Origin of the sequence: Bradyrhizobium sp. LA2.1 (genome assembly GCF_040547725.1) — a bacterium.
Taxonomy (GTDB): domain Bacteria; phylum Pseudomonadota; class Alphaproteobacteria; order Rhizobiales; family Xanthobacteraceae; genus Bradyrhizobium; species Bradyrhizobium barranii.
The window spans coordinates 1-20,715 of record NZ_JBEPQI010000054.1 but is presented as its reverse complement, the minus strand read 5'-3'; the positions used below and the strand labels follow the sequence as shown (position 1 = coordinate 20,715).

The window sequence follows — 20,715 nt, the reverse complement described above, 5'->3', positions numbered from 1 at the left end:
TTGCTACTCGCTACGACAAACTTGCCAGAAACTTCTTGGCCGCCGTCCACCTCGCCGCTCTCGTCGCTTATTGGATCAATTGAGTCTGAACCCTACGGTACCGGCAGTCGTCGTCCGTCTTGGCGTCGCCTGAAGGCGATGTCTGCGAGCGACGGTCAGGACGACGCCTTCCATTGCATCATCCGGCCAAGGAAAAGCAGAGACCAGTTAAGTGCCGTAAAAACGTGAAAATCAGCGATTTTTGCGCATCCGTTTAGATTTTTAAACGTTTAAAGCTGGAGAACGGAGAGAATACGGTCGACAACGGCGCTGCTGGAATGTGAATTCTGGCCGGTGATTATGCGCTCGCCCTCGACGTGCGGCGAACCGCGGACGCCGCGCGTGCATATTGCTCCTAATCCTTCGAGCGTCTGCTCGAGGGGCTCGAGTGAATGCGGCGGTGCATCGGTGAATTGGCGATCAATTTCCAGCGGCGCGGCAACTTTTCTGCCTTGAAGTAGAAGTTTGCCGTCGGAACCTCGAGCGTTCATTAGAGCCGACAAGCCGAGGCCAACGAATCCCATAGGTCTTCCTGCTTCGAACAGCGCTTCGAGCAGAGCCCTCGAACTTTCGTCGGTCGCGAGGTCAAATAGGGCGCCCGGCCCGCCCGGGTAGAAGACGGCATCGAAATCGTCCGCGAAGAGCTTCGGCAGTGCGACCGTGTCCTCCAGACAGGAGCGGGCATCCCTGTCCTGCCGGAAGCGAGCGATAAGATGCTCGTTATGATGGTAACCCCTGACATGGGGCGCAGCAGACACCACCCCGCCGGCAGGCGAAGCGAAAACGACCTCGATACCTGCGTTCATGAATCCATAGAAAGCAACCGCAGCATCTTCAGTACAATAGCCGGAGCGTTGACGACGATGATGTATCCATCCGATCGACGTAACAACAATAGCGACTCGCAAGCCGGCGCCTCCCGTGGGTCTCAATGGAGAGACGCGACCGCGGAGTCTCCCAGGATCACCATCTCCCGGGGGCGGAGGGAGGGCGAGTAAAAACCTGTAAGAAAATGAAATACGAAAGATGGGAGACCATTTACTTCGTCGGAAGGACGGATTGTTCCGGATTTCGCGAAATCCGATGGGCTTGCTGCCGGCGGACAAAACGATCTCCCGACAACCCGGCTTCATTTATTGGCAAAAAATGCAGGTGAGATCGTGCATATCGTGTGCACGGCACTACCTGTCGGAGATCGTTTCTCCGAGTGCGCAGCCCGACTGGCTATGGCCGCGACTTCGAAGCTCCCGGACCTCTTGCAGCGTAACCTTCGCGCGAGTTGCCCATGCCGAAGATGACTGCTTCTCCGCCAGCTCTATGGATCTTTGGAGCAGTCTCTCGGCTTGCTCGAAATCGGGTGAATGGCCACTCGCGAGGGTCAGCGCTTTTATCCTGAGCATTTCGGGAACTTGGACGAACTCGGAGTTGCTTTCAGCCTGGTCGAGTGCCCAGTCAATCGCAGTCAACGCCTCATTTAACTTGCCTTCAATGAACAGCCCCTCGGCAAGTGCACTGGCGAAGACTGCAGTTAGCATTTGATATCGGGCTTCGCGGAGCGAGGCCAAGCTGTCTTGCAACTCTTCAATGCTGGACGCGGTCGATCCCAAGTACATATTCACCTGGGCCTTCAAACCGCGCGCGGCGAACTGATATGGGACGAGCGAATGGCGGTTGGCCGTCTCATGCAACTCGTCGATCATCCGACCGGCAAGGTCCCAATCGCGGTTCCAAATGGGGACGAATGCCATCCAAAGAAGCGAGAATCCGAGGATAACGGGATGGCCGATCGAGCGCGCTTCGACCATCGCGCTTTCGAGCGTTGCGATCGCCTCGTCTGTGCAACCGTTCAGCCAAAGCGCTCTTGCAAAGCCGCATAGCGCACGCATGTGGCTGTGAATTCCCAGGTCCCCCCCTCTGGCCACTCGAAAAGTTTTATCGAAGGCGGAGGCTGCTCGGAAGTGTCTCAGGGCCTCCGATTGCTTTCCCATCATGTGGAAGGACAGCCCTAACAGCCGGTCCGCGATTACAGGCGTTGCAGTGTCGCCGGCTGTCTCACTTACCCGCTTGCTTTGCTGCGCTAATTCCAGGGCTTCTTTGAAGCTGCCAAGCCTTAGAAGATACAAGTGGAGAGCACCGAATATCTGGAACTGCATATCCAGATCGCCGAGCTTCTCCGCCAATTCGAGGGCACGCCTGAGCGCCTGCCCGACCACCTCGCCGTTGCCTTGGGTGAGAACGGTCGCGCATCCGAATGCAGTTTGGAGCTTCATTTCGAGCTGGGTGCCAAGCTGTTCGTCTGTCAGGCAAGAACGGCCACGTTCGGCCCAAGTGCGACATTCTGCGAGCAGAGCCAGATCGATAAACAGAAGCGACGCCTCTGCAGCCAATTCGACACCAAGCGCGGCATCTCCTTCGTCAGAGAACGTCCAATCGAGTGCAGCACGAACGTCGTCGATGTACTGCGCGTGGTTCTCCCGTAGGGGCCTTCGTATTTTGTGGAGATAATGACGCGCGTGACGTCCTCTGACTTCTGGTTCTTCCTCGCGTTGCGCGAGTTGCTCCCGAAGATAGAAACGCGTCGTATCCATGAGACGATATTGGCCAACGGTACGGCAACCGTCGAAACTGACGAGCGATTTCCGGACCAGGCGGGCCAACACTTCGGCGATCTCCGCCTCAGCCAGACCGTCGCACGCTACAACAGCGGCGGCGGCTTCAAGTGAAAACCCTCCTTTGAATACACACATTGGACGCAAGATGACGCATTCTTCCACTGAAAGGAGAGCAAAGCTCCAGTCGAGCATCGCCCTCAGCGTCTGGTGACGCGGAAGCGCGGTCCTGCGGCCGCGCGTCAGCAGCTTCAGGCGGTCATCGAGCATCTCTGCGATGCCTCGGACCCCATACACATCGACGCAGCTTGCCGCCAGTTCGATTGCAAGGGCTACACCATCGAGCTTTCGGCATATGTCCGAAACCAGGGGCGCATCTTCATTCTGAAGCTCGAAGCCATAGAAGCTGGATGTAGCCTTGTCGACGAACAACTGAACCGCGGAAAAGCGCATGACATCTGCTGACGTCGGCGCAACATCTTCACCTGGCACTTCTAGTGGCTGGATTTGGTGCACATATTCACCCTCCACGCGCAGGGTTTCCCTGCTGGTGGTGATGATATGGATGGAGGGAGCATTTAAATAGAGCTTTTCCGCGATCTCTGCTGCCATGTCCAAGAGATGTTCGCAGCAGTCGAGCACAATGAGCGCCGTTTTCGCTCGAAGAACACGGACGAGCCGGTCCGGCGAGTCCGAAGAGTCCAGAACTGCGTCGAATGCTGAGCCTATGACGCTTGGAATGAGCTTTTCATCGGTCAAGCGGCTGAGGTCGATGAAATAGATGTCCTCGCTGAAGATACTCCGAAGCGAATCGGCTGCGGCGATCGCGACGGTTGTCTTTCCGATCCCGCCGGGTCCGACCAAGGTTACGAAACGACGCGAGGTTACCTGTTGAACGACGGCCTCGACTGTTTGTTGGCGTCCGACCATTCGCGCGGCTCGCGGCGGAAGATCGTGGCCGCGGGCAACAGCCGGCGGTCTCGGACCCGGTCCGGAGCTCCGGGAAACCGGCGCCACAAACGAATAGCCCCTTCCCGAAATGTTCGTGATGTACCGCGCGCCGCCTATCCCGTGTCCGAGACTCTTCCTCAGTGCCGCCACCTGCACACGCAGGCTTGCCTCATCGACGGCCATGCCAGGCCAAGCCTTGGCTAAGAGGTCTTTCTTGCTTACGATTTCACCGGCGCGGTCGATCAGAGCGATCAGAACATCGAGCGCCCGGCCACCCAGAGGCGCTTCTCGGCCGTCTTTCTCGATCTGCCGGGTCAACCGATTTAGCCGATACGGTCCAAAGGCCCACCAATCAGAAGTGTCATCCAACTGGCTCACGAAACCAGCCTTGGCGCGCACGAAAACATTGCCACAATCAGAGTGATTGGAATTGCGTCGGCGTACATTGATGTGTCTGTCGAAACAATGAACCCACGCGTTGTGTCCATCAGCTTTCTAACTTGGCGTTCACGGATCATTGGCGCGAAATTCACTTTTTCCTTTTATCTTAGCCCGGTTCATCGGTGGGCTATACGTTCGTATAATTAATCAGAAGCGATCCAGACGGCGGCCTCGAAACATTCTATGGAAGGGAAACCTGCCCTCATTTTTCACGAGGCCGATCAGCCCGGACATGAGGCGTCATGGGAAATGGCTTGGAGCCGACTTTCGGCAAATTGAGCGTTCGCGGCAACATTGGTAAAGCGTAGGAGCCAGGAGAAATCGCGATGGCCGACCGCGGGGCATCAGCTAACTGGATCGTCTACAGTTTCGGGCCGTTTGAGCTCCATCTTTCTGAACGACTCCTCGAAACGATGGCCGTCTGGTTCGGATGGGTAGCGCGCGCTAGATATTGTTGTTGCCTTAGTTGAGCGCGCGGGGACGACCGTAGCAACTCAGGAATTGATAACTGTTGTCTGTCCGAACACGATTGTTAAAGAGACTGGGCTTCGTGGCCGCAGCGTGTGCGACACCGTCGAGGACGGGCCAGTGAAATAGGAGCCTAGCCACCACCAGTCGCCGTTTGCGTGGAAACCAAACGCCGAGCGGTTGTCACCCGAGGCGATCGCCTCTGCCTGACTTTCAAGTCGCCGGCGTGGCGTGCCTGGTCGCAGCAATAGCAATATTGCTGGTTGAGCGGCGCAATTCCGATGCAGGGTTCGCCGCTTCTGCGGAATGAGTTGAGCCTATAGAGATCCTTCAACTGCAAACGACGTCCGTCCGAAGGGATGGCGCCGTTTGTAGTCGTGCCAGCTCCCTACTTGGCTGCGATCCGCGATCCCGTGAGCTAGAGTTGTTCAGACGACTTCGGTCGTGACCGGAATGTTATTTCTTGTCGCCTTGGAATAGGTGCAGATTTGCTCGTGGGCTATCTTAACGAGCTTTTCAGCAGTTTCCAGATCAACGCCTTCGACGTGTGTTTTGAGGTGCACCGCGAGATTGTAACCGGTTTTCTCGTCCACGTTCAGCTTGACGTCCGCCGTCACGGTAATCGGTCCCGTTTTGATCTTCTGCAGAAAGGCAGCGTATTCGACCGATCCGCCAAAACAGGCGGAATAACCAGATGCAAAAAATTGCTCGGGGTTGCTGGCGCCAGCTTTACCTGGGCCGCCAACGCTCTTTGGAATCGACAGATCTGCCTTCAACAGGCCGTCGCTCGTTTCGACATGCCCATTGCGGCCACCGATCGTTGTAGCGTGTGCTATATACTCTGCCATATCTGAAATCCCTGTTGGCGTAGCTTGACTTAGCTCTCGCGAAGACGCGTGCGACTGACGCAAATCGCTCGGCCCTGGCAATAGATGAAGGCGCACTGCATCTTTAAATTATACATTGGTGTACGTCGCGCCGCCCGCGCTGTAACCCGATATACAGCAGGTCCAGATATGCATGACATGTAGCAAGGGAAAGTATCACCGTTCCCGATCCCGCTCCGGCAGCAACCGATTCGATCGCGTCGTCAACATCGTATGCTTGCAGCTATCGCGGAAAAGTAGCTGCGGCACCTCGATATCGATGCCCCCTCGGGCTAGTACGCGCCAGCGCATGTGGCCGCGACTCGGCGGGTCGACTCGAATGCTCTTCTCAAATACTCCAGCAGCGCTGGGCTGAAGCTCATTTCACCACCGTCGCCAATGATTAACGCGTCGAGAGCCGCATTGAGAAACGCCTTGGTTTCGACGACGATACGGATCGAGCTGCGCAACACCGAGACCGCTCCGAAGCTCATGATCCCAAAGCCAGGAAGAACGAAAGAACGATAGTCTGCATTATCTGCGCCGCCTTACCACTAAATGCAGGTCCGAAAACGAGGCATATATGTCATATTTCTCGGCAGAGAACGATTGCAGGACGCAATCGATCAAATAGCGAAAAGCGAATCTCACCTCGGGCGCGACGAGCCACTCCGTGATTCAGTTAGGCTGGCCAGTTGGACTGATGACCGGCCATACGCATCAAGCTTGGAATCTCCGCGCCGGCTTTGCACGGCCTTCGGTGGAGCGAGTTATCGTGTCTGAAACTGCGGCATGTTCGTCATTTACATGACCCAAAAAAAGTTGGCTGTATGGTCGTCGGAACTTCACGCGCCCCTACGGCACGATCGGGTCAGTTATCCGTCCGTGCCGATCAAGATCGGACTTTCCTATGGCTGCTTCCGTTGAAAACAAGATCATTGTCCCGGCTCTAAAAGAAGCAAACCTGCGATCCTTCAAACTTCTAAAGGGGAGGCAAGTTTCGCGGACCATATGCTTGGCCTTCCTGCTCATAGTTTCGGTGGGCTTCGCGCAGACCATAATGCTGGCGCCTGTTCGAGCCGCATCTCGCGTAGAGGATGCGCGCGCGTTCTACGAGCGGTTCATAGCCGCTCAGAATGCACATGACGCAGCCACCGTCGAATCCATGCTCTGGAGATCACCCAATTTCTTATGGATTTCCCGCGGGAAGTCCGTTCGGGGCGCAGACGAGGCAATGGAGACGTATCGGGGATATTACAAGGGAACGTGGCAGGTCGAATCGGACATGGCTCACTTCGAAGCCCGGGAATTGCCAAACGGAACGGTCCAGGTTTTAGTACCGATAACCTTTCTGCGGGGAGAACCGGGGCAACCCGCACAAAGCGCTACCTATCTCATTAGCCAGACGCTGTTTGTGGACTCAGGTGGATGGCACATCGCTACAATCATTCCGGTAGCCGACACCAAGCTTCATTAGTCGGTACGTGCAGACAAATTGCGCTCGAAACCTTGAATGATTGCCATGACGCCTAAGAGAATTTGCTGATTCGCTTTATCCGAAGCATTGCTCGAAGATCCCGATAAGGACTTCAGCGAATTTGAGGATTACCGCAACTTTTTCGCGTTCGAGATCCACGTGCAGGATATTGTCAGCGGACGCACGACCCAGTGGGAGACTAGGCGAGGCACAGGTTCAGGCGCTGAACAGCAGGTCCCGATTTATGTCGCGATGCGTCACTGCGCTGCCGCCGGCTACAACTTCCGTCGCCTCAGCCTGTTGCTACGCCAAATCGTCTCGGCTCTCACTGCCGCGCTTCACACCGTTCCGGCCTGAAGCCAGAGTTCTTCACGGACGACTAGATATTCGCGAGACCGGCGGGGAACTCTCGGTTTTCTCGAAGACGACGCCAGCTTTACAGATCAGCAATCAGTCTCGATAGAGAGATCGGGATCGTCTAATTCGGCTTGGAAAGAGAAACCTTACTGTTGAGGAAATCGACCACTAGCCGCGCAAACTGCGTCGGTTGCTCCCATTGCATGAAATGCCCAGCTTCCGCCAAGGGAACAAGGTCAAGGCCGCCCGGGAAGAGCCTCTCCTGATTCGCGAACATCTCCGCACCGAAGCACCCGTCTCGCAAACCGAAAATCGTGCGTGTGGGAGTTACGACGGGTGAGAAAATCAACCTCCGCGACAGTGGGCTGAGCAGGCTTCGCGGAAGCTGACGGTAATAGGACAGTGCTGCGGTCAGTCTTCCTTGCTCTGCGTAGTTGTCTTTCAGTGGGCGCATTTCCGTTTCTCCGAAGGCCCAGTCGGGAGACCAGCGACGGATGAGAGACTCAATTCCCGCGAAGTCGTTTCGGGACAAGCTTCTTTCGGGAAACGAGGGCAATTGAAAACCCAGTATGTATCGCGAACGGAACAACTGCTTCAGCCGGGGAGTGAGGAAGAAATGCCCTGTGTGCGGCACCGCTGCTGTAATCAGACTGTCGATGCGATCCGGCGCGAGGTTTGAGGCGGCGTAAGCTGTTGCGGCCCCCCAATCGTGGCCGACGACGGAAAATCGGTCCGCGCCAAGCGCGTCGGCAAGCCCCACGGCATCCTTGGCGGAAGCTTCCACGCGATAGTCGCCATCCGGCGCCAAGGCGGTTGGGCCGTAACCCCGCAAAGCTGGCGCGACGGCCCGATAACCAGCGGCGGCGACAACGTCTAAGATGGGGAGGAAGCCCCGAAACGTATCAGGAAACCCATGCAGGAAAATTACCAGCGGCCCCTTGCCGCGACTTACGTATCCCATGCGCAGGCCGCTGGGCTGGATTTCGCAGCAAGAAATGTCAGGGTCTATATGCACAGGCTATCCTTTTCCCGCGATCAACAAATTGGCGTGCTGGTACCGCGAGGTGCAGATGACGGTGCACAGGCCGATAATCGCCACCGTGCGTCGGCACCCAGGCGCCGATGGCGATCCACAGGAACCTTCGCCGTCAAGTAATTGGAATTGTACGGGGGTATAATCGACGGTTCTCCCGAACAGCTTTCAATGTCAGCGAAACCGGGGGAACAGCTCGACTCGCCGGATCCCCACAATCGCCCTTAATGGAGTTAGTCTATGTTAGCGCCTAACGATCAGGTTCGCGCCTCTCGACGTGACCTCTTCGGCCTCGGCCTCATCGCCGTACTTTGCCCGGCGGGTCCAAGAGGCCGATCTGGCTGGAAAGCGACGGCCGCAGGTTTGTTCAAAGGGCAGATTAGTGAGCGACGACAGGTGGGCCAATTCGCCCAGCAACCGAAGCGGCCGCAATTAAGCGCGCTAATCCGATCCTGAGTGCGGGCTCGGTTTCTTTAGCCCATAGATCCACCAGCGCATTGAGTGAAACGACCCGCTCCGCCGGCGGTCTTGATAGAATCATAATTGCGGCAACATCTATCTCAAGGGAACGCCAATCTTGACTCGCTTCAGCCTCTGTGAGCCGCTCGAATGCCTTCGCCGGGACGTTGACCCCAGTTCCATACCAGTGGGCCGCCAGCGCTTTTAGAATTTCCTCGCGTCCCACCAGATCTTTTCGCGCTATTGCCAGATTCTTGAGCCTGGAAAGGGTGTTCTCGGAAAGCACTGACGTTTGCCCTATCCGTCCTAAGGCGACGGCTGCCGTTTCACCGCTGGCTGTTAGCACTATTTCGCCTCGATAGTTTGAGGGAGGGAGTGCGAACAGTGAAGCGCGCGGCAACTGCTCCTCCAACAGAGAAATCCGTGGTAAGTCGATCGGTCTAACCTTGGATACGAGCCCCAATGCCTCTTGGATATCAGACATTGTCCGGTTCTCCTCCGAGTGCGATCTCAGCCAGTCGATGACTTCGGTTTGCTGTTCTTGGGATAAGAAGCGCATATTGCTTGCTAGGATGCGTACGGCTCCAATCGAATCGCGTTGCCCATCTGGAGAACGAAGATCTTCGAACAGCTTATTCCGAAGACGGTCGGACAGAAGTTGCTCGGCGGCTATCTTATCCAGCAAGGTGCGCGCCGGAGTGATGCTCGTAAGATCATTTTCTGCTTCGATAATCGAGGCAAGCGTATCGAGGGTCGAAGAAGAGAGAGGGCGAACGGAAGCCAGCTGTCCCAAGGCTGCGACTGCAATGTGTGCATCCGAAGTCGGTGGCTTGGAAACATCCGTGGAAGGCGGGCCCAGCATGATACGAAACTCATCCTCTGCCGCGGCGCTTTCAACTTTGTCTGCCAGAATAGCGCGTGCGAACTTCGCATGAAGATCACACCATGTGTTCTTTGGAAAGTTCAACGGAGTGGGCATGCTAGAATAGATCTCGGATCGATCACCTAATCTACTGAGAGCTGAAATCGCGCCAACAAACGCTCTAAATTCCTTCACCTTGTCATCCGCTTCAGATGAATGTTCAGTCAGCGTTGCTGCAATGCGTTCGGTATCGACTTCACGAGCCATTACGTACTGTTCTTCGGCGATGTCTGTCCGGCCTATAAAGCTTGCGCGTCGTTCAGACGAATGCGTTGCTCGGTACGCCGATAGCTGGACCACGTTATAGATTCGCATCGCTAGCCTCTTCGAATCGCTAGGTGCGGTTTTGGTCAGCCATCGCATATCGCGTATCGACACCTCGCTCGGCGCGGCGAGAATAGTGAAGTCGTAGCTACGACTTGCCTCAGAACAACTGTCAAATACGGAAAACGAGCGATTGTAAAGTTTGTACGCGATATCGGTGATTGGCTCGCCCCTCAGCGTAGCTAAAAATTCCGCTTCTTCGATGGGCGCTGGATCCTCATCGGGCATGAATTTTGTCAACGTCCCACGCGCCAATACACTCATTGATTTCCGGCGAAAGCTTTTGAGTTCTGGCATCACGTCTTCAAGCCAGGTCTTTAAGCCTTGAGAATCTGAGTGAGTACGAATCTCGCGCATTGTGCCGTTCGCGAGTTTGACAAAAACTTCCGCATTTTTGGTGTCAAGGTCGGAGAGGTGTAAGCCAGTATCAATCTCGGTGGAGAAGTGAGATGGCAAGATGCCGAAAGTGGAACTCAAGCCAGGTCGAACCACGATCGTTCCCGTAGGTGTGACTGCAACATGAATAACAAAGGCCTCGATAATAACGAGGCTCGCTATGAGCCCGGCTACTATCCCTATCAACCCCCGTCGAACGCCAGAACGGATGGCTTCGGCGGTGCTTAGCGAGCGACCGAGAGAGCGGCCTTCGACCGTTGTTAACTTCAACGGCTGAGCCATCCAGCCGCCGCTAACTGGCTCTTGTGCTTCGCCCGCCTTTCGCGCTGCCGCTTCAAGTGGCACTTGTTCACGGAGATAAGGCAATAGTTTCGTTTCGAGATCCACGCCTCCTGCTAAATCAGCAATAGGCGATCCAACTGACAAGCAGCGAAGCACGACATCCGAAAAAAGCGATCGCCGCAGATCGTCGTCTTCCCAAGCGCGTTGGTTAGCTCGCGCCGACGCAATGATGAGTTGTCCCTTGCGATCGTTAAGGTCCGATGGGAGCCCAATCCCCGTTGCAACGGCCTCCGCATGACAACAGTCGATAAGCACCACAATGTGATCGGACGGGATCTTGCCGATCAGTTCTCGGAGCATCGCCCCCGTCAAACTCGGTTGCCCAAATTGCGCGTCGGGCAGGCAGAACCATCCCCCGCTGGCGTGGTCCAATTCGCCGTGACCACTCAAATACAGAAGGAACAACTGCAGAGATTCCAGTCGTGCCAGAGAGGCAAAAGCTGAGTTCAAGTTGGCGGTCGTTGCGTTACGATCAGTCAAAGAAAATGGTGATCCGGTGCCGTCGACACATCATCTGATATCGCGGTTGCATAGCGCGAAAACGCTTCGGCATCTGAGACGGCATGCCGGAGGCGCATTTCACTACGGCGGTAGCGAGGATCAGAATAGTCGACGATACCGATGCATACCGAAGCACAACGCATTGTTGTATCCTAGCTACGTCAAGATTCCGCACCCAATATGTTGTAGCCCTCGCATGTTCGCAGTTTGGTGCTCAATTTCTTCAAAATCAGCTGCGCCGATAGCCCTGGTCGCGCCGCCAAGCTCAGTCCGCGACTAACAACATGGGCATGTTGATCAAACTGAAGACTGAAGACCATAGTGGCGACCTCAGTGGACGCGAGTTGTTCCCAGGAGCTTCGCGAGCGCCATGCGTATCTCGGGTTCCGTTTCTTGTTGCCAACGAGCCAACAGTGCGCCCAATGTCCGTTCCTTCACGTTGGCCGGTAGGCTCGAAATGTGATCAGCTGCGACCTCGACCTCTAAGGTCATCCTCCTCGAATCTGAAACAGCGCGCGAGAGACGCCTAACGATCGGTTCAGCGCTCTCTTCGTCTTTGCTGTACCATCGCTGCGCCAACCCTCTAAGCATGCCTTGGCGACCCTCCAGATCAGGGCGGCTTATAGCGATATTGACGAGTTGTTCGATCTGATCGTTGGGCAATGGATAACGTTGGAGATACTGCCCCAGTGCAGCAGCTGCTGCGTCTCCGTTCGAAGTAATTACTGTCCCACCACGATACCCGACGCTAGGTGGCGGAAATCGCGACTCCGGAGAAAGATGGTCAAGAAGTACTTTCAGTTGGTGTTGCTCAAGTGGCCCCGTTGCAGATGCGCAACCAAGCGCTGTCTGAAACTCGAACTGGGTGCGGTTTCTTTCAGTGTTTTTCTGCAGCCAGTCGCGAAATCTCTCGCGTCTGTCACTGGCAAGCGATTTGGCGCAAGCGAGCAGCTTCGCCACGGCAAGATCCGTGAAGTCAAACTCCTTTTTGCTTGCTTCGAGTTTCGACTCCAATAAGGCCTCTAACGGTTCGGGGTAGCCGCGCGTAGAACCAATTTCGCGAAAAAGGGACGGCATCGGAAGGTCTAAGTCAAAGTCAGCGCCCGATTCATCGATAGCTTTTGCAAGACGGATTATGCTCTCCTGATCTAGATCACGAACTCGCGCAACAAACGAAAGAGCAAGGCCCGCCAGCGTTTGCGCCGCGGTAGCGATATCTCCTTGTTTGTTGCGGTCATAGGTGAGAAGAACGCGCCATAGTTCCTGCTCTGCTTCGTGGCTGTAGCTGGCAGGTTGCACTAGGGCCGCAACAAAGACCGCGTGAAGCGCGCACCAACCGCGACGGTCGGAGCTTAACTGCAACCTCAGGCTATCGGAGAACGCTTGTTCGTCGCCAGAATCGCGAAAGAAGCGGACAACCGCTGTAGCGAAACTGCGAAATTCCCTTTCTCGTATAGCATCGTCCTTCTCTGCTTGTGAACGATATGCGGCGAGGCGCAACAATTCCGATAGCCGCGAGGTCCGTTCGTCTGGTGCCCGGGGCGCCGTAAATTCTATCCACGACGCATCGGCTGCAAAGACTTCTGAACTGGATGAAAAAAGGGTGAAATCGAGCACTCTGCGGGCGTCTGCTTCACAGGGTACGCCTACTTTTAAGTCTCGTGGATACAGCGACCTGCCAACGGCGGTTGGATCCGCTTTATTGAGCAACGAGAGGAAGCCGGCCTCCAGTAGGGGCGGGGTATCATCGTCTGGTTTGAATTGAGACATGGTCGAACGCGCAAATACGTCGATTGATTGTCTGGCACGGCGCCCCAGCATTGTTTCCTCTGCCGCGAGCCAGGTTCGAAGCCCATCTGCGTCTAGATGCGTGCGAAAGCCCCAGAGGCGCCCGTCGGCTAGTCGTTTAACCCCTTCGTCGTTTTGCCGGGCAACCTGTTCAAGACGAATGCCGGTATCTATTGGTGGGAATACATGCAATGGCTGTAGACCGAACGTCTCTTTGAGGCCCGGACGCACGACAATCGCTCCGGAGACGTCGACGGCGAGATGATATACAAAAAGTTCCAATCCCACGAGAGCGGTCGCCGCGGCAATTAACCCGGCTAGCAACGTGCGTCGAACTCCCGCCCGTACCGCCTCCGAAATGCTCAAGGGCCGCCCCAAGGAGGCGGCCACGACGGTTGGAAGCCGTAGCCCCTCGGCGGCGATGCCTAGCGTCACGGGTTCCTGACGCGCGGCCTTTCTTGATGAAGCGAGGAGCGGCACCTGTTCGCGTAGCGCTGGAAACAGCGCGCGCTCCACGTCGACGTAGCCGTGCGCATCTGCCACCGCAGATCCAACCGATAAGCTTCGGATGAGAACGTCAGAGAACAATGATCTCTTAAGATCTTCGTCCTCCCAGGATCTCTGATCCGTTCGTGCAGATGCGATGGCTAACCTTGACCTAGAACTCCCGAGAAGCGTGAAAAAGCGGCTGGTCGAGATGACAGCTTCCGCGAAACAGCAATCGATGATCAAAAGCGTATTGGCGGCCTTCACCTTGCGCAACACTTCGTCGATCAAGTTCGCTGTCAGGCTGGGCAGTCCGCCTTCTGCGTCGAACAAACAGAACCATCCGCCGCCGATCTCCGATCCGGGCTCACCGTGGCCAGACAGGTAGAGCATGAAAAGATCGAGATTGCCGGCCGAGGAAATCGCCTCAGACGCGCTGCGGAGTTCTATCAAGTTTGCTTCGCGGTCAATTAGCGATTTGTGGCGCGCCGACATGTCCGTCTTGTCGTCGTCCGCACCTTGAGCATATTTGGAGAATGCCTTCGCGTCGCTTTGGGCATGCTTCAGTTGCGCCGTGCTTTCACGGTAATTGCGATCTTTATAGTTTCCGATCCCGATGGATATCGATGCAACGCGCAAGTGATCTCACCATTTGAAGAAATCGATCAAGCCCGCTCCTGGTCCTTTTGCGCCGGGTACGTCAGCCACCGTCGTGACCAGCTTCTGTAAGATCAACGGTGCAGAAAGTCCGACGTGAAGTGCTACGATTCCCTCAGCGCGCGATCCGAAATAGAGTACCGCCAAACCTCCACCGGCGACTGCCATGAGCAGCGAGACGGCCCAATACACCGGATTTCGGATTAGTGTTGCCGAGCGGTCCTGCCTAACCAGCGCGTACCAGTGAACGAGTTCAAGAAGAAGGCCGCCAAAGAATCCGACGAGAAAGATCTGAAGAGTTGAGTTTAAGGTCATGACTTTTCCGATCTAGGGACGCGACTGTGGGCAAAGTTGCCTCAAATATTAATGCAATTCAAGCTTGTACGTCGCGAGCGCTCGCATGGGTAGTCCCCGAAGGGCCAACTCCAGTCGAAAAGCAGCTGCTGCCAGATCCACACGAGAATACGCGGCTAGCTTTGGTAAAGCTCTCTCGATCATCGGATTTTGCTGCCCCGCAACCGCCGACTCTTGGGATATGGGCGCGTGCGACGCGGAAGGGGCGCCTTTCGCGCTTTTGGCGACTATCTCAAGGATCGCGTGTTACGCCTCCCGGATTTGAGCCTATCCGGCCTATAGTTTCTCGGTGATGGTTCGCGCACTATCGGCGAACTACAAAGACTAGCCGCGTTGTTCGCCGCCGGTGCACTGAATTGCCGGCAAGGACCCTGCTTTTGCGTGTTCGTTTCGGGGTTTCCCCACAGTGCTGTGTCGTTGAAAAGACACACGCAACGCGATTGTTCGCTTGGGATGTAAATTGGTATTGAACAACCAAAGGCTTCGTTGTCATAATTTGATCTCAGTCGGGACGGCGGCCCTGCGGGCAATAACTCAAGGATTTCATGCGGATCTTTGAGTGACCACAAATTTGAGACTGAGTTTGCAATTTCAAGCCGCGATGGCTGAACGGCCATGGCTGATACTCTGTTGTGTATAGCGTGGAGGGCGGCGGTGTTGACCGTGAGCTTATTGGGAGCCGGTCGGGTGACCCGTGGCAACGAGCAGATCTGGTTGGATCTCGGTCCGGCAGGTCGAAGATTGGCCGGCTTTCTATTCACTTTTCCGGACCGCCCTCATCGTCGCGAGAGACTCATCGATCTGTTTTGGCCGGAGCTGGAGCTCGAGAGAGGACGCCGAGCCGTGAATTCCGCGATCTGGCGGCTGCGGAAGCTGTTGTCATCCGCTCCCGAACATAAGGAGGGTGATGGACTGAGGACGGTTGGGTCCGAGACGATTCTGGAAAGGTCTCCGTGGCTGGATGTCGATACCTGGGCACTTCTTGAGGCCGCGCAGGGGGCTCTTGGTCGCGCAGAAACGCACATGGAGCCTTCCGGGATGCAACGGCTTCTCGCCGTTCTGTACCGGTACGAAGGGCCATTCCTGGACGGCGAAGATGCTGAATGGATTCTGGAGGAGCGCGAGCGGTTGCACTCGCTTTTTATCCAGTCGTCGATGACTGCCGTTCGTCATCTGGGGCTCTGTGGTCAGTATCATGATGCGATCCTGCTCGCCCGTCATGCGTTGCGCTTCGATCCCTATCGTGAGGAGCTTGTTCGGCACCTCCTGACCCTGCTCGCGCTCGATGAGAGACGGAGCGACGCCATCAGGTATTACGACCATTGGATTGGCGTGATCCGGAAAGAGCTTGGAATTTTTCCGCTGCCGGCGACACGCGCCATTATCGAAGAGATCAGAAATCTTCACAACGCTGAAAACGCTCAGCATTTGTGTGTGCGGCTGATGGGCCGCGACGAGAGGCGGCGCTTTACAAATTGAGCGCCGCCGGTCCCTGACGCTGCTGCCTGACATCGCTAGAGACTCGATAAACCGTGACCGGGCAGGGCCCGGCTTTGCCGCATCGTGATTATGCCGTGATCCGGGCTCCATCGGCAGGAAGTGTTTCCTGCAAGCCGCTCGTGATTAGAAGGCCAGCATCCCGGCATGACCGCGCAATTGTCCCGGGTTCGGGTCATGCGAGCGTCGGTCCATGAACTCACCACGACCGCTGCTGGATCAGGTTTTCATTCTGCGCTTCTGGCGGGAATCCGCCGATGTAAGCGGAGACGCCCATTGGCGGGTTCTGATCCGCAACATCAATACGCGCCGGCGCGACGTGGTCGACGATGTGCAGCGCGCCTTCGCAATTGTCGCCTCCAATCTGAACGTGGCGTCAGACGCTGACGAAGAGCCGGTGCATTTGGAGGTCGAGCCGTCGACGCCTGAACAGTGAGAGGCAAGCCGTGCGCAAGATCGATCACACAATGAAACCTCATCCTCCGCGCGCGAAAAACAGGTGGTGCATCGAATTGGATCGCATTGGCACAGCCGCCGTGTGCCTGGCATTGGCGCTGACGGCGGCGGCTTGCGACACGACCGACTCGCGCTACTTTCGCTACGGGATAGGGACGGATCTCTATTCGACTGACATCGCCGACGCGACGCAGCTTCAGGACTTTTATCTTACCGAGCTTTGCCGACAAGCGCTGCCGGTCCTCTCAAGTCCGGAGGTCGGGTGTGCCAACTTCGCTCCGACTACCGGAGCATGGAACCTGATCGTCCAGGCCGGATTGAACGACGTTGATCGTCGCTGCGACGCTTATCTGGCATGGCTCGATGACCGGCGACGCACCAACAACGCCATCTTGAAGGAGATCGGCGATATCACGGTTGCGAGCCAGGCAATCATGCGCGTGAGCGGCGTCGGACCAAATCCCATCACGCTCGCAGGGCTCGCGTTTGGTCTGGCGTCGAATACGTTTACCAATGTCAACTCGCGGCTGCTCCTTGAGATCGACAAGACGACCGTGCAGACACTCGTGCTTCGCCGTCGGGATGAATTTCGGCTTGATCTGAAGAGGATTGTCATCACAGACCGTCCGACGGCGGTCCATGCACTCAGACTCTATCTGACCATTTGCACGCCGTTCACAATCGAAACCGACATCAACACGACGGTGACGGTATTCCAGCAGGTGGGGGCCGTGGGGCTCGACAATAAGGGCCCGTTGGTCAATCCGGCGACGATCGGGGCCTTCAAACCTGCAACCGACATCGGCACGCCGCCTCCCAGGCCGCCGGGCGGACCGACTGTTGAAGCGTTCAAGGCGATCATTGTGAACTATGATCCCAAGAAGCACACCGCCATTCTTGTAGCCGGCCTGGCGCGCAAGCTTTGCCTGACGGATAAGGACTCGACGAATGCGCCCAGAATGTCGGCCGGGATCAAGATTTTCCAGATGACCCAGCGCGATATGTTGGGTCGTCCCCAAACCAAGGTCACAGGGAAGTTGTCGGATGCGGAGATCACGCTGCTCGAAGACGCCCAGAAATGCGATAGCACCCAGGCTCGCAATTACTTCGAGTCCCGGCTTCCTGATGGAATCAAAAATCCTGACATCGTGACGACCTTGAACAAGGGCCTAGCGAAGAACCGTGAACTTCCCACCAGCGGCGCCTCCGAAAGCCAGATAAGGAACGTTATTTCTGGGCTGCAGCAAACCCTCAAATCGAAGTTGACGCTGAAAGGCGACGATTTGGCCGAAGCGTCGGGGCAGTACACGCCCGATCTTTTCAGTGCGCTGGACAATTTTCCCAAGCCAACTCAGTGAGGAACTCGGTATGGGTTTTAAACTCACCTCCATGTCGCGCGTCTTCGTCTTCCCGGACAAGCCCGATACCGTCGATACCATTCCCTTTTTCACCGGTACCGAGTTCTTCGAGACGGGAGAGACGTTTGGGACCCCGCCGAACGACTGGGTCAAGGTCCAGCTCTCGGATTCTGCCGTGCAAGGATGGCTCAAGCGATCCAGTGGGATCGAGGTGCCTGACCCACCCCGTCCCTCACTCGACGAGGAAGGGTTCGTTCGGTCCGCATTGCTGGCCGAAAGTTCATTCAACGAGGATCCCGGAACTTCGCCAAATTTCGTCTTCGCGGACTATGTACTTGCGCTGGCCTTCGTCGAGTCGGGGATGACGAATGCAGGGCCGGCGCCGCCTCCGTCCGACGGGATCGGACCACTGCAGGTCACGACAGCGACGTGGCAGGAATTCAAGACCAAGGGTAAGCCGTTCTCGGACATCTTTGATTTGCGCGACCGGCCATCTGCTCAAGCCTATTGTGCCGCATACCGGATGCGCGAGGACGGCAGAGCGATACGTGCGGCACTGCCGCAGGGGGGCGGCCAGACAACCGTAACGCTCCTTGACGTCTTCCATGCTTATCTCACCGGCTCTGCTGCGGTGGCGGTCGCGATCAAAAATGCGACAGCCGCCGACAAAGCAACGGCGCCTGACGTCTTCAACGCCGGGCTGAGCAGAGCTCTTGTCATCACCATTTTCGACAAGCTACAGAAGCTAGTGTTGGGGTCGACCCAGCCTGCGAATCTTGGCCAACTGATCGAGTTGACCAAAGCTGCCTTGGAGGCAGCACTGCAAAAGGCGTTCGACCTGATCAAAGTAAACGCTCCGGATCAACTCCCTCCCGCTCCGAAAGAGAAGGATCCCGGTGACCAGATCCAACTGCCGCAAGGGCCGGGCAATGCACCTGCGTCAAACCTCAACTACTCGGCATTGCGGATACCGCAGAAGTTTCGGCCATTCGGCGATTTGATCGTCGCCCGATTTAGTGACGCCGGATATGGCAGGAATCATCAGGTGGCTGCCGTCGCCAATGCCATTGCCGAGTCCAATCTCAATCCCCAAGCAGTTGCTGGTGGCGGGGAGCAGAGCTTCGGTCTGTTCCAGTGCAATATCCATGGAGGTCTAGGCAACGGGTTTACCAAGGATCAATTGTTCGACCCAGACACCAACATCGCCATTATTCTTCGGGAAGCTAAGCGACATAAGGATTTTGCCGATGCCACCACACTGGAGGCGGCGGTCGAAGCCTTCGTGCGTGATATCGAGCGTCCAGCCAATGCGCCGGTCCAAGTTGCGAAGCGGATCACGACGGCGCACAAGCTGATCAGCTAGCGCAGGTGTAGCTGGCGAGTTTCCTGATGCTCGCGTGGTGTTGCATCATAGAGATGCCACGCCGGTTCGGTACTGGGTACAAATCGGCATCCAAATAAGAGTTCGTGGTGTTATTCTGAGTGGCGCGCCACTCAAAATTCAGTTGCACTCAAATCGCAACCTCGGATGGATTCGGGAACGGGAGGAGATATCATCCTCAAGCCGGAGCCGGTCCTTCGCCTCTCATCCCTCTTGATGGTTCGCGATGCCATCCTGGCGGGTGCGGGCGCGGCCGTGCTGCCAAAGCTTCTTGTCGCTGACGATATTGAGGCGGGCCGACTTGCCTATTGGGGAACCCACACCGGCCCGTCGGTTGAAATCTGGGCGCTCCAAAGCTCACGCCGTCTCATCGGCGCCAAGGTCCGCGCTTTCCTGGATGTGGTCGAAAAGGCATTCCCGGAGAAGATCTTCGTCCCGCCGATCTAAGTGAGGGCTTGACTGTTGCGAAAGCTATGCCGCCAGCTTCGGAACGGATCTTTCGACCAATCGCAAGAATCGGGTGTTGCGAGCCTCCGCAACCAACGATTCTACTGGACCGACGCCTATTGCAGTTTCCATTTGCTCCGAAACTTTCTCGGCGTAACTCCGGAAAAGCGTCGGAAAGCACGAGTGAAATGCGCAGGGTCGGAGTAGCCTGAGGAAAATGCGACATCGATAATCTTGGCATTCGTGTCGCGAAGAAGTTTAGCGGCATTTTCAAAGCGGGCCCCGTCAAGGAGGTCAGAATATGAAACGCCCGCGCTTGAAAGTTTGCGCTGCAAGCTTCTGATGCTGATGCCAGCCATCTCTGCGATTTCTGCGATAGTTGGAATTCTATCGTCCAGGTAGGATGGCAGCATCAACTTGACTGCTGAGACGATTTCGTGGCCGGACGGCCCAACGTCGTCGTTATGTGGAGGCGCCGGCGTCTCGACTGCCAGATTGGGGAGATCCAGGAATGAAACGGGAATATCGATCCACGAGGAATTCTGATCCGATATAAAGCGGGTATTTTGCCAGAACGATCGAGTCTCAAGGCTCGGTTCGTAGCGGGCCTCGAAGGCCATCGTCGACGGAACCCAGTGGGGGCCGGAAAATTGCCTTACGATATGCATCACGTAAACGTTCTGAAGCCACTGCGAATGCTCAAGGTGGGGCACCCCGGCCGTGTCCGCGAGCTTGCTGCAAATTCTCACGTGATTGCCGTCGCGCTCCAGCCAAACACTCACGGTCGTGTCTTCAATCGACGCCCATTTGCACAATTGCTGCAAGGCAATGAACAGCGTCGGGGAGAAGCGGATGATGGCGCGCATCTTCTCGCTCAGGTGGCCGAAATGCAGTTGGCGGGCAGCTTGAAAACCAATGTCTGTGATGCCTTGCGACCGCTGTGCGGCTTCCGCGAAACGGATGGCTAGCAGGATTGGGATATAGTGCTCAGGCTTTTCCTCTAAAGAGGCCGGAAGGCGAAACTTGGTCAGCAACGCTTCTGTTGGAGCCCCGATCTCGTCACAAATGGCAGCGACAGGAATGATGAATTGGCAACGGGTCAAAGG

General features: G+C 56.3%; 16 protein-coding genes and 1 pseudogene. 8 read left to right on the top strand and 9 right to left on the bottom strand.

Annotated elements, in window-relative coordinates; translation table 11 throughout:
• Nucleotides 1–83, top strand: a pseudogene (locus ABIB95_RS46225) (IS5/IS1182 family transposase); the annotation flags it as partial.
• A gap of 186 nt (nucleotides 84–269) precedes the next feature.
• Here ABIB95_RS46225 and ABIB95_RS46220 read toward each other — a convergent pair.
• The 4 genes from ABIB95_RS46220 to ABIB95_RS46205 all read right to left on the bottom strand — a co-directional run bounded on the left by ABIB95_RS46220 (nucleotide 270) and on the right by ABIB95_RS46205 (nucleotide 5,868).
• Nucleotides 270–947, bottom strand: a complete 678-nt coding sequence (locus ABIB95_RS46220) for a type 1 glutamine amidotransferase family protein (protein WP_247312425.1) — start codon at nucleotides 945–947, stop codon at nucleotides 270–272.
• Between the two features lie 273 nt (nucleotides 948–1,220).
• A complete protein-coding gene (locus tag ABIB95_RS46215; protein WP_354249085.1) occupies nucleotides 1,221–3,998 on the bottom strand; it encodes an ATP-binding protein in 2,778 nt (925 codons plus the stop codon).
• 938 nt (nucleotides 3,999–4,936) lie between these two features.
• The gene (locus ABIB95_RS46210; RefSeq protein WP_247312431.1) at nucleotides 4,937–5,356 is read right to left on the bottom strand and encodes an Ohr family peroxiredoxin; all 420 of its coding nucleotides are present in this window, start codon (nucleotides 5,354–5,356) and stop codon (nucleotides 4,937–4,939) included.
• Nucleotides 5,357–5,667: 311 nt separating this feature from the next.
• Complete coding sequence (locus ABIB95_RS46205) at nucleotides 5,668–5,868, bottom strand: type 1 glutamine amidotransferase family protein (RefSeq protein ID WP_247312435.1); 201 nt, start codon at nucleotides 5,866–5,868, stop codon at nucleotides 5,668–5,670.
• A gap of 416 nt (nucleotides 5,869–6,284) precedes the next feature.
• Here ABIB95_RS46205 and ABIB95_RS46200 point away from each other — a divergent pair, with 416 nt between their 5' ends.
• Together ABIB95_RS46200 and ABIB95_RS46195 are read left to right on the top strand one after the other, a co-directional pair.
• Nucleotides 6,285–6,851, top strand: a complete 567-nt coding sequence (locus ABIB95_RS46200; protein ID WP_247312438.1) for a nuclear transport factor 2 family protein — start codon at nucleotides 6,285–6,287, stop codon at nucleotides 6,849–6,851.
• Nucleotides 6,852–6,938: 87 nt separating this feature from the next.
• The gene (locus tag ABIB95_RS46195) at nucleotides 6,939–7,208 is read left to right on the top strand and encodes an SbcC/MukB-like Walker B domain-containing protein (protein ID WP_354249084.1); all 270 of its coding nucleotides are present in this window, start codon (nucleotides 6,939–6,941) and stop codon (nucleotides 7,206–7,208) included.
• Nucleotides 7,209–7,329: 121 nt separating this feature from the next.
• Here ABIB95_RS46195 and ABIB95_RS46190 read toward each other — a convergent pair whose 3' ends face one another.
• From ABIB95_RS46190 to ABIB95_RS46175, 4 genes are all read right to left on the bottom strand, one after another.
• Nucleotides 7,330–8,223 (bottom strand): alpha/beta fold hydrolase, encoded by an 894-nt coding sequence (locus ABIB95_RS46190; RefSeq protein WP_354249083.1) that lies wholly within the window; start codon nucleotides 8,221–8,223, stop codon nucleotides 7,330–7,332.
• Nucleotides 8,224–8,620: 397 nt separating this feature from the next.
• A complete protein-coding gene (locus ABIB95_RS46185; protein WP_354249082.1) occupies nucleotides 8,621–11,164 on the bottom strand; it encodes a caspase family protein in 2,544 nt (847 codons plus the stop codon).
• Nucleotides 11,165–11,515: 351 nt separating this feature from the next.
• Nucleotides 11,516–14,098, bottom strand: a complete 2,583-nt coding sequence (locus tag ABIB95_RS46180; protein ID WP_354249081.1) for a caspase family protein — start codon at nucleotides 14,096–14,098, stop codon at nucleotides 11,516–11,518.
• A 6-nt stretch (nucleotides 14,099–14,104) separates the two neighbouring features.
• A complete protein-coding gene (locus ABIB95_RS46175) occupies nucleotides 14,105–14,431 on the bottom strand; it encodes a hypothetical protein (RefSeq protein ID WP_247312450.1) in 327 nt (108 codons plus the stop codon).
• A gap of 693 nt (nucleotides 14,432–15,124) precedes the next feature.
• Between ABIB95_RS46175 and ABIB95_RS46170 the strand changes: the two genes are divergently transcribed.
• From ABIB95_RS46170 to ABIB95_RS46150, 5 genes are all read left to right on the top strand, one after another.
• Complete coding sequence (locus ABIB95_RS46170) at nucleotides 15,125–15,949, top strand: AfsR/SARP family transcriptional regulator (protein ID WP_247312453.1); 825 nt, start codon at nucleotides 15,125–15,127, stop codon at nucleotides 15,947–15,949.
• 211 nt (nucleotides 15,950–16,160) lie between these two features.
• Nucleotides 16,161–16,403, top strand: coding sequence for a hypothetical protein (locus tag ABIB95_RS46165; protein ID WP_247312456.1), 243 nt, complete (start codon nucleotides 16,161–16,163; stop codon nucleotides 16,401–16,403).
• Nucleotides 16,404–16,413: 10 nt separating this feature from the next.
• Nucleotides 16,414–17,781: a hypothetical protein gene (locus ABIB95_RS46160; RefSeq protein ID WP_354249080.1), complete on the top strand. Its 1,368-nt coding sequence runs from the start codon at nucleotides 16,414–16,416 to the stop codon at nucleotides 17,779–17,781.
• Nucleotides 17,782–17,791: 10 nt separating this feature from the next.
• Nucleotides 17,792–19,144 carry a phage tail tip lysozyme gene (locus ABIB95_RS46155; protein WP_354249079.1) on the top strand — a complete coding sequence of 451 codons (1,353 nt, stop codon included), beginning with the start codon at nucleotides 17,792–17,794 and terminating at the stop codon, nucleotides 19,142–19,144.
• 165 nt (nucleotides 19,145–19,309) lie between these two features.
• Nucleotides 19,310–19,609, top strand: a complete 300-nt coding sequence (locus tag ABIB95_RS46150; protein WP_354249078.1) for a LysR substrate-binding domain-containing protein — start codon at nucleotides 19,310–19,312, stop codon at nucleotides 19,607–19,609.
• Between the two features lie 116 nt (nucleotides 19,610–19,725).
• Here ABIB95_RS46150 and ABIB95_RS46145 read toward each other — a convergent pair.
• Nucleotides 19,726–20,715 (bottom strand): AraC family transcriptional regulator (locus tag ABIB95_RS46145; RefSeq protein ID WP_354249077.1); only part of this gene is annotated, 990 nt, incomplete at its 5' end.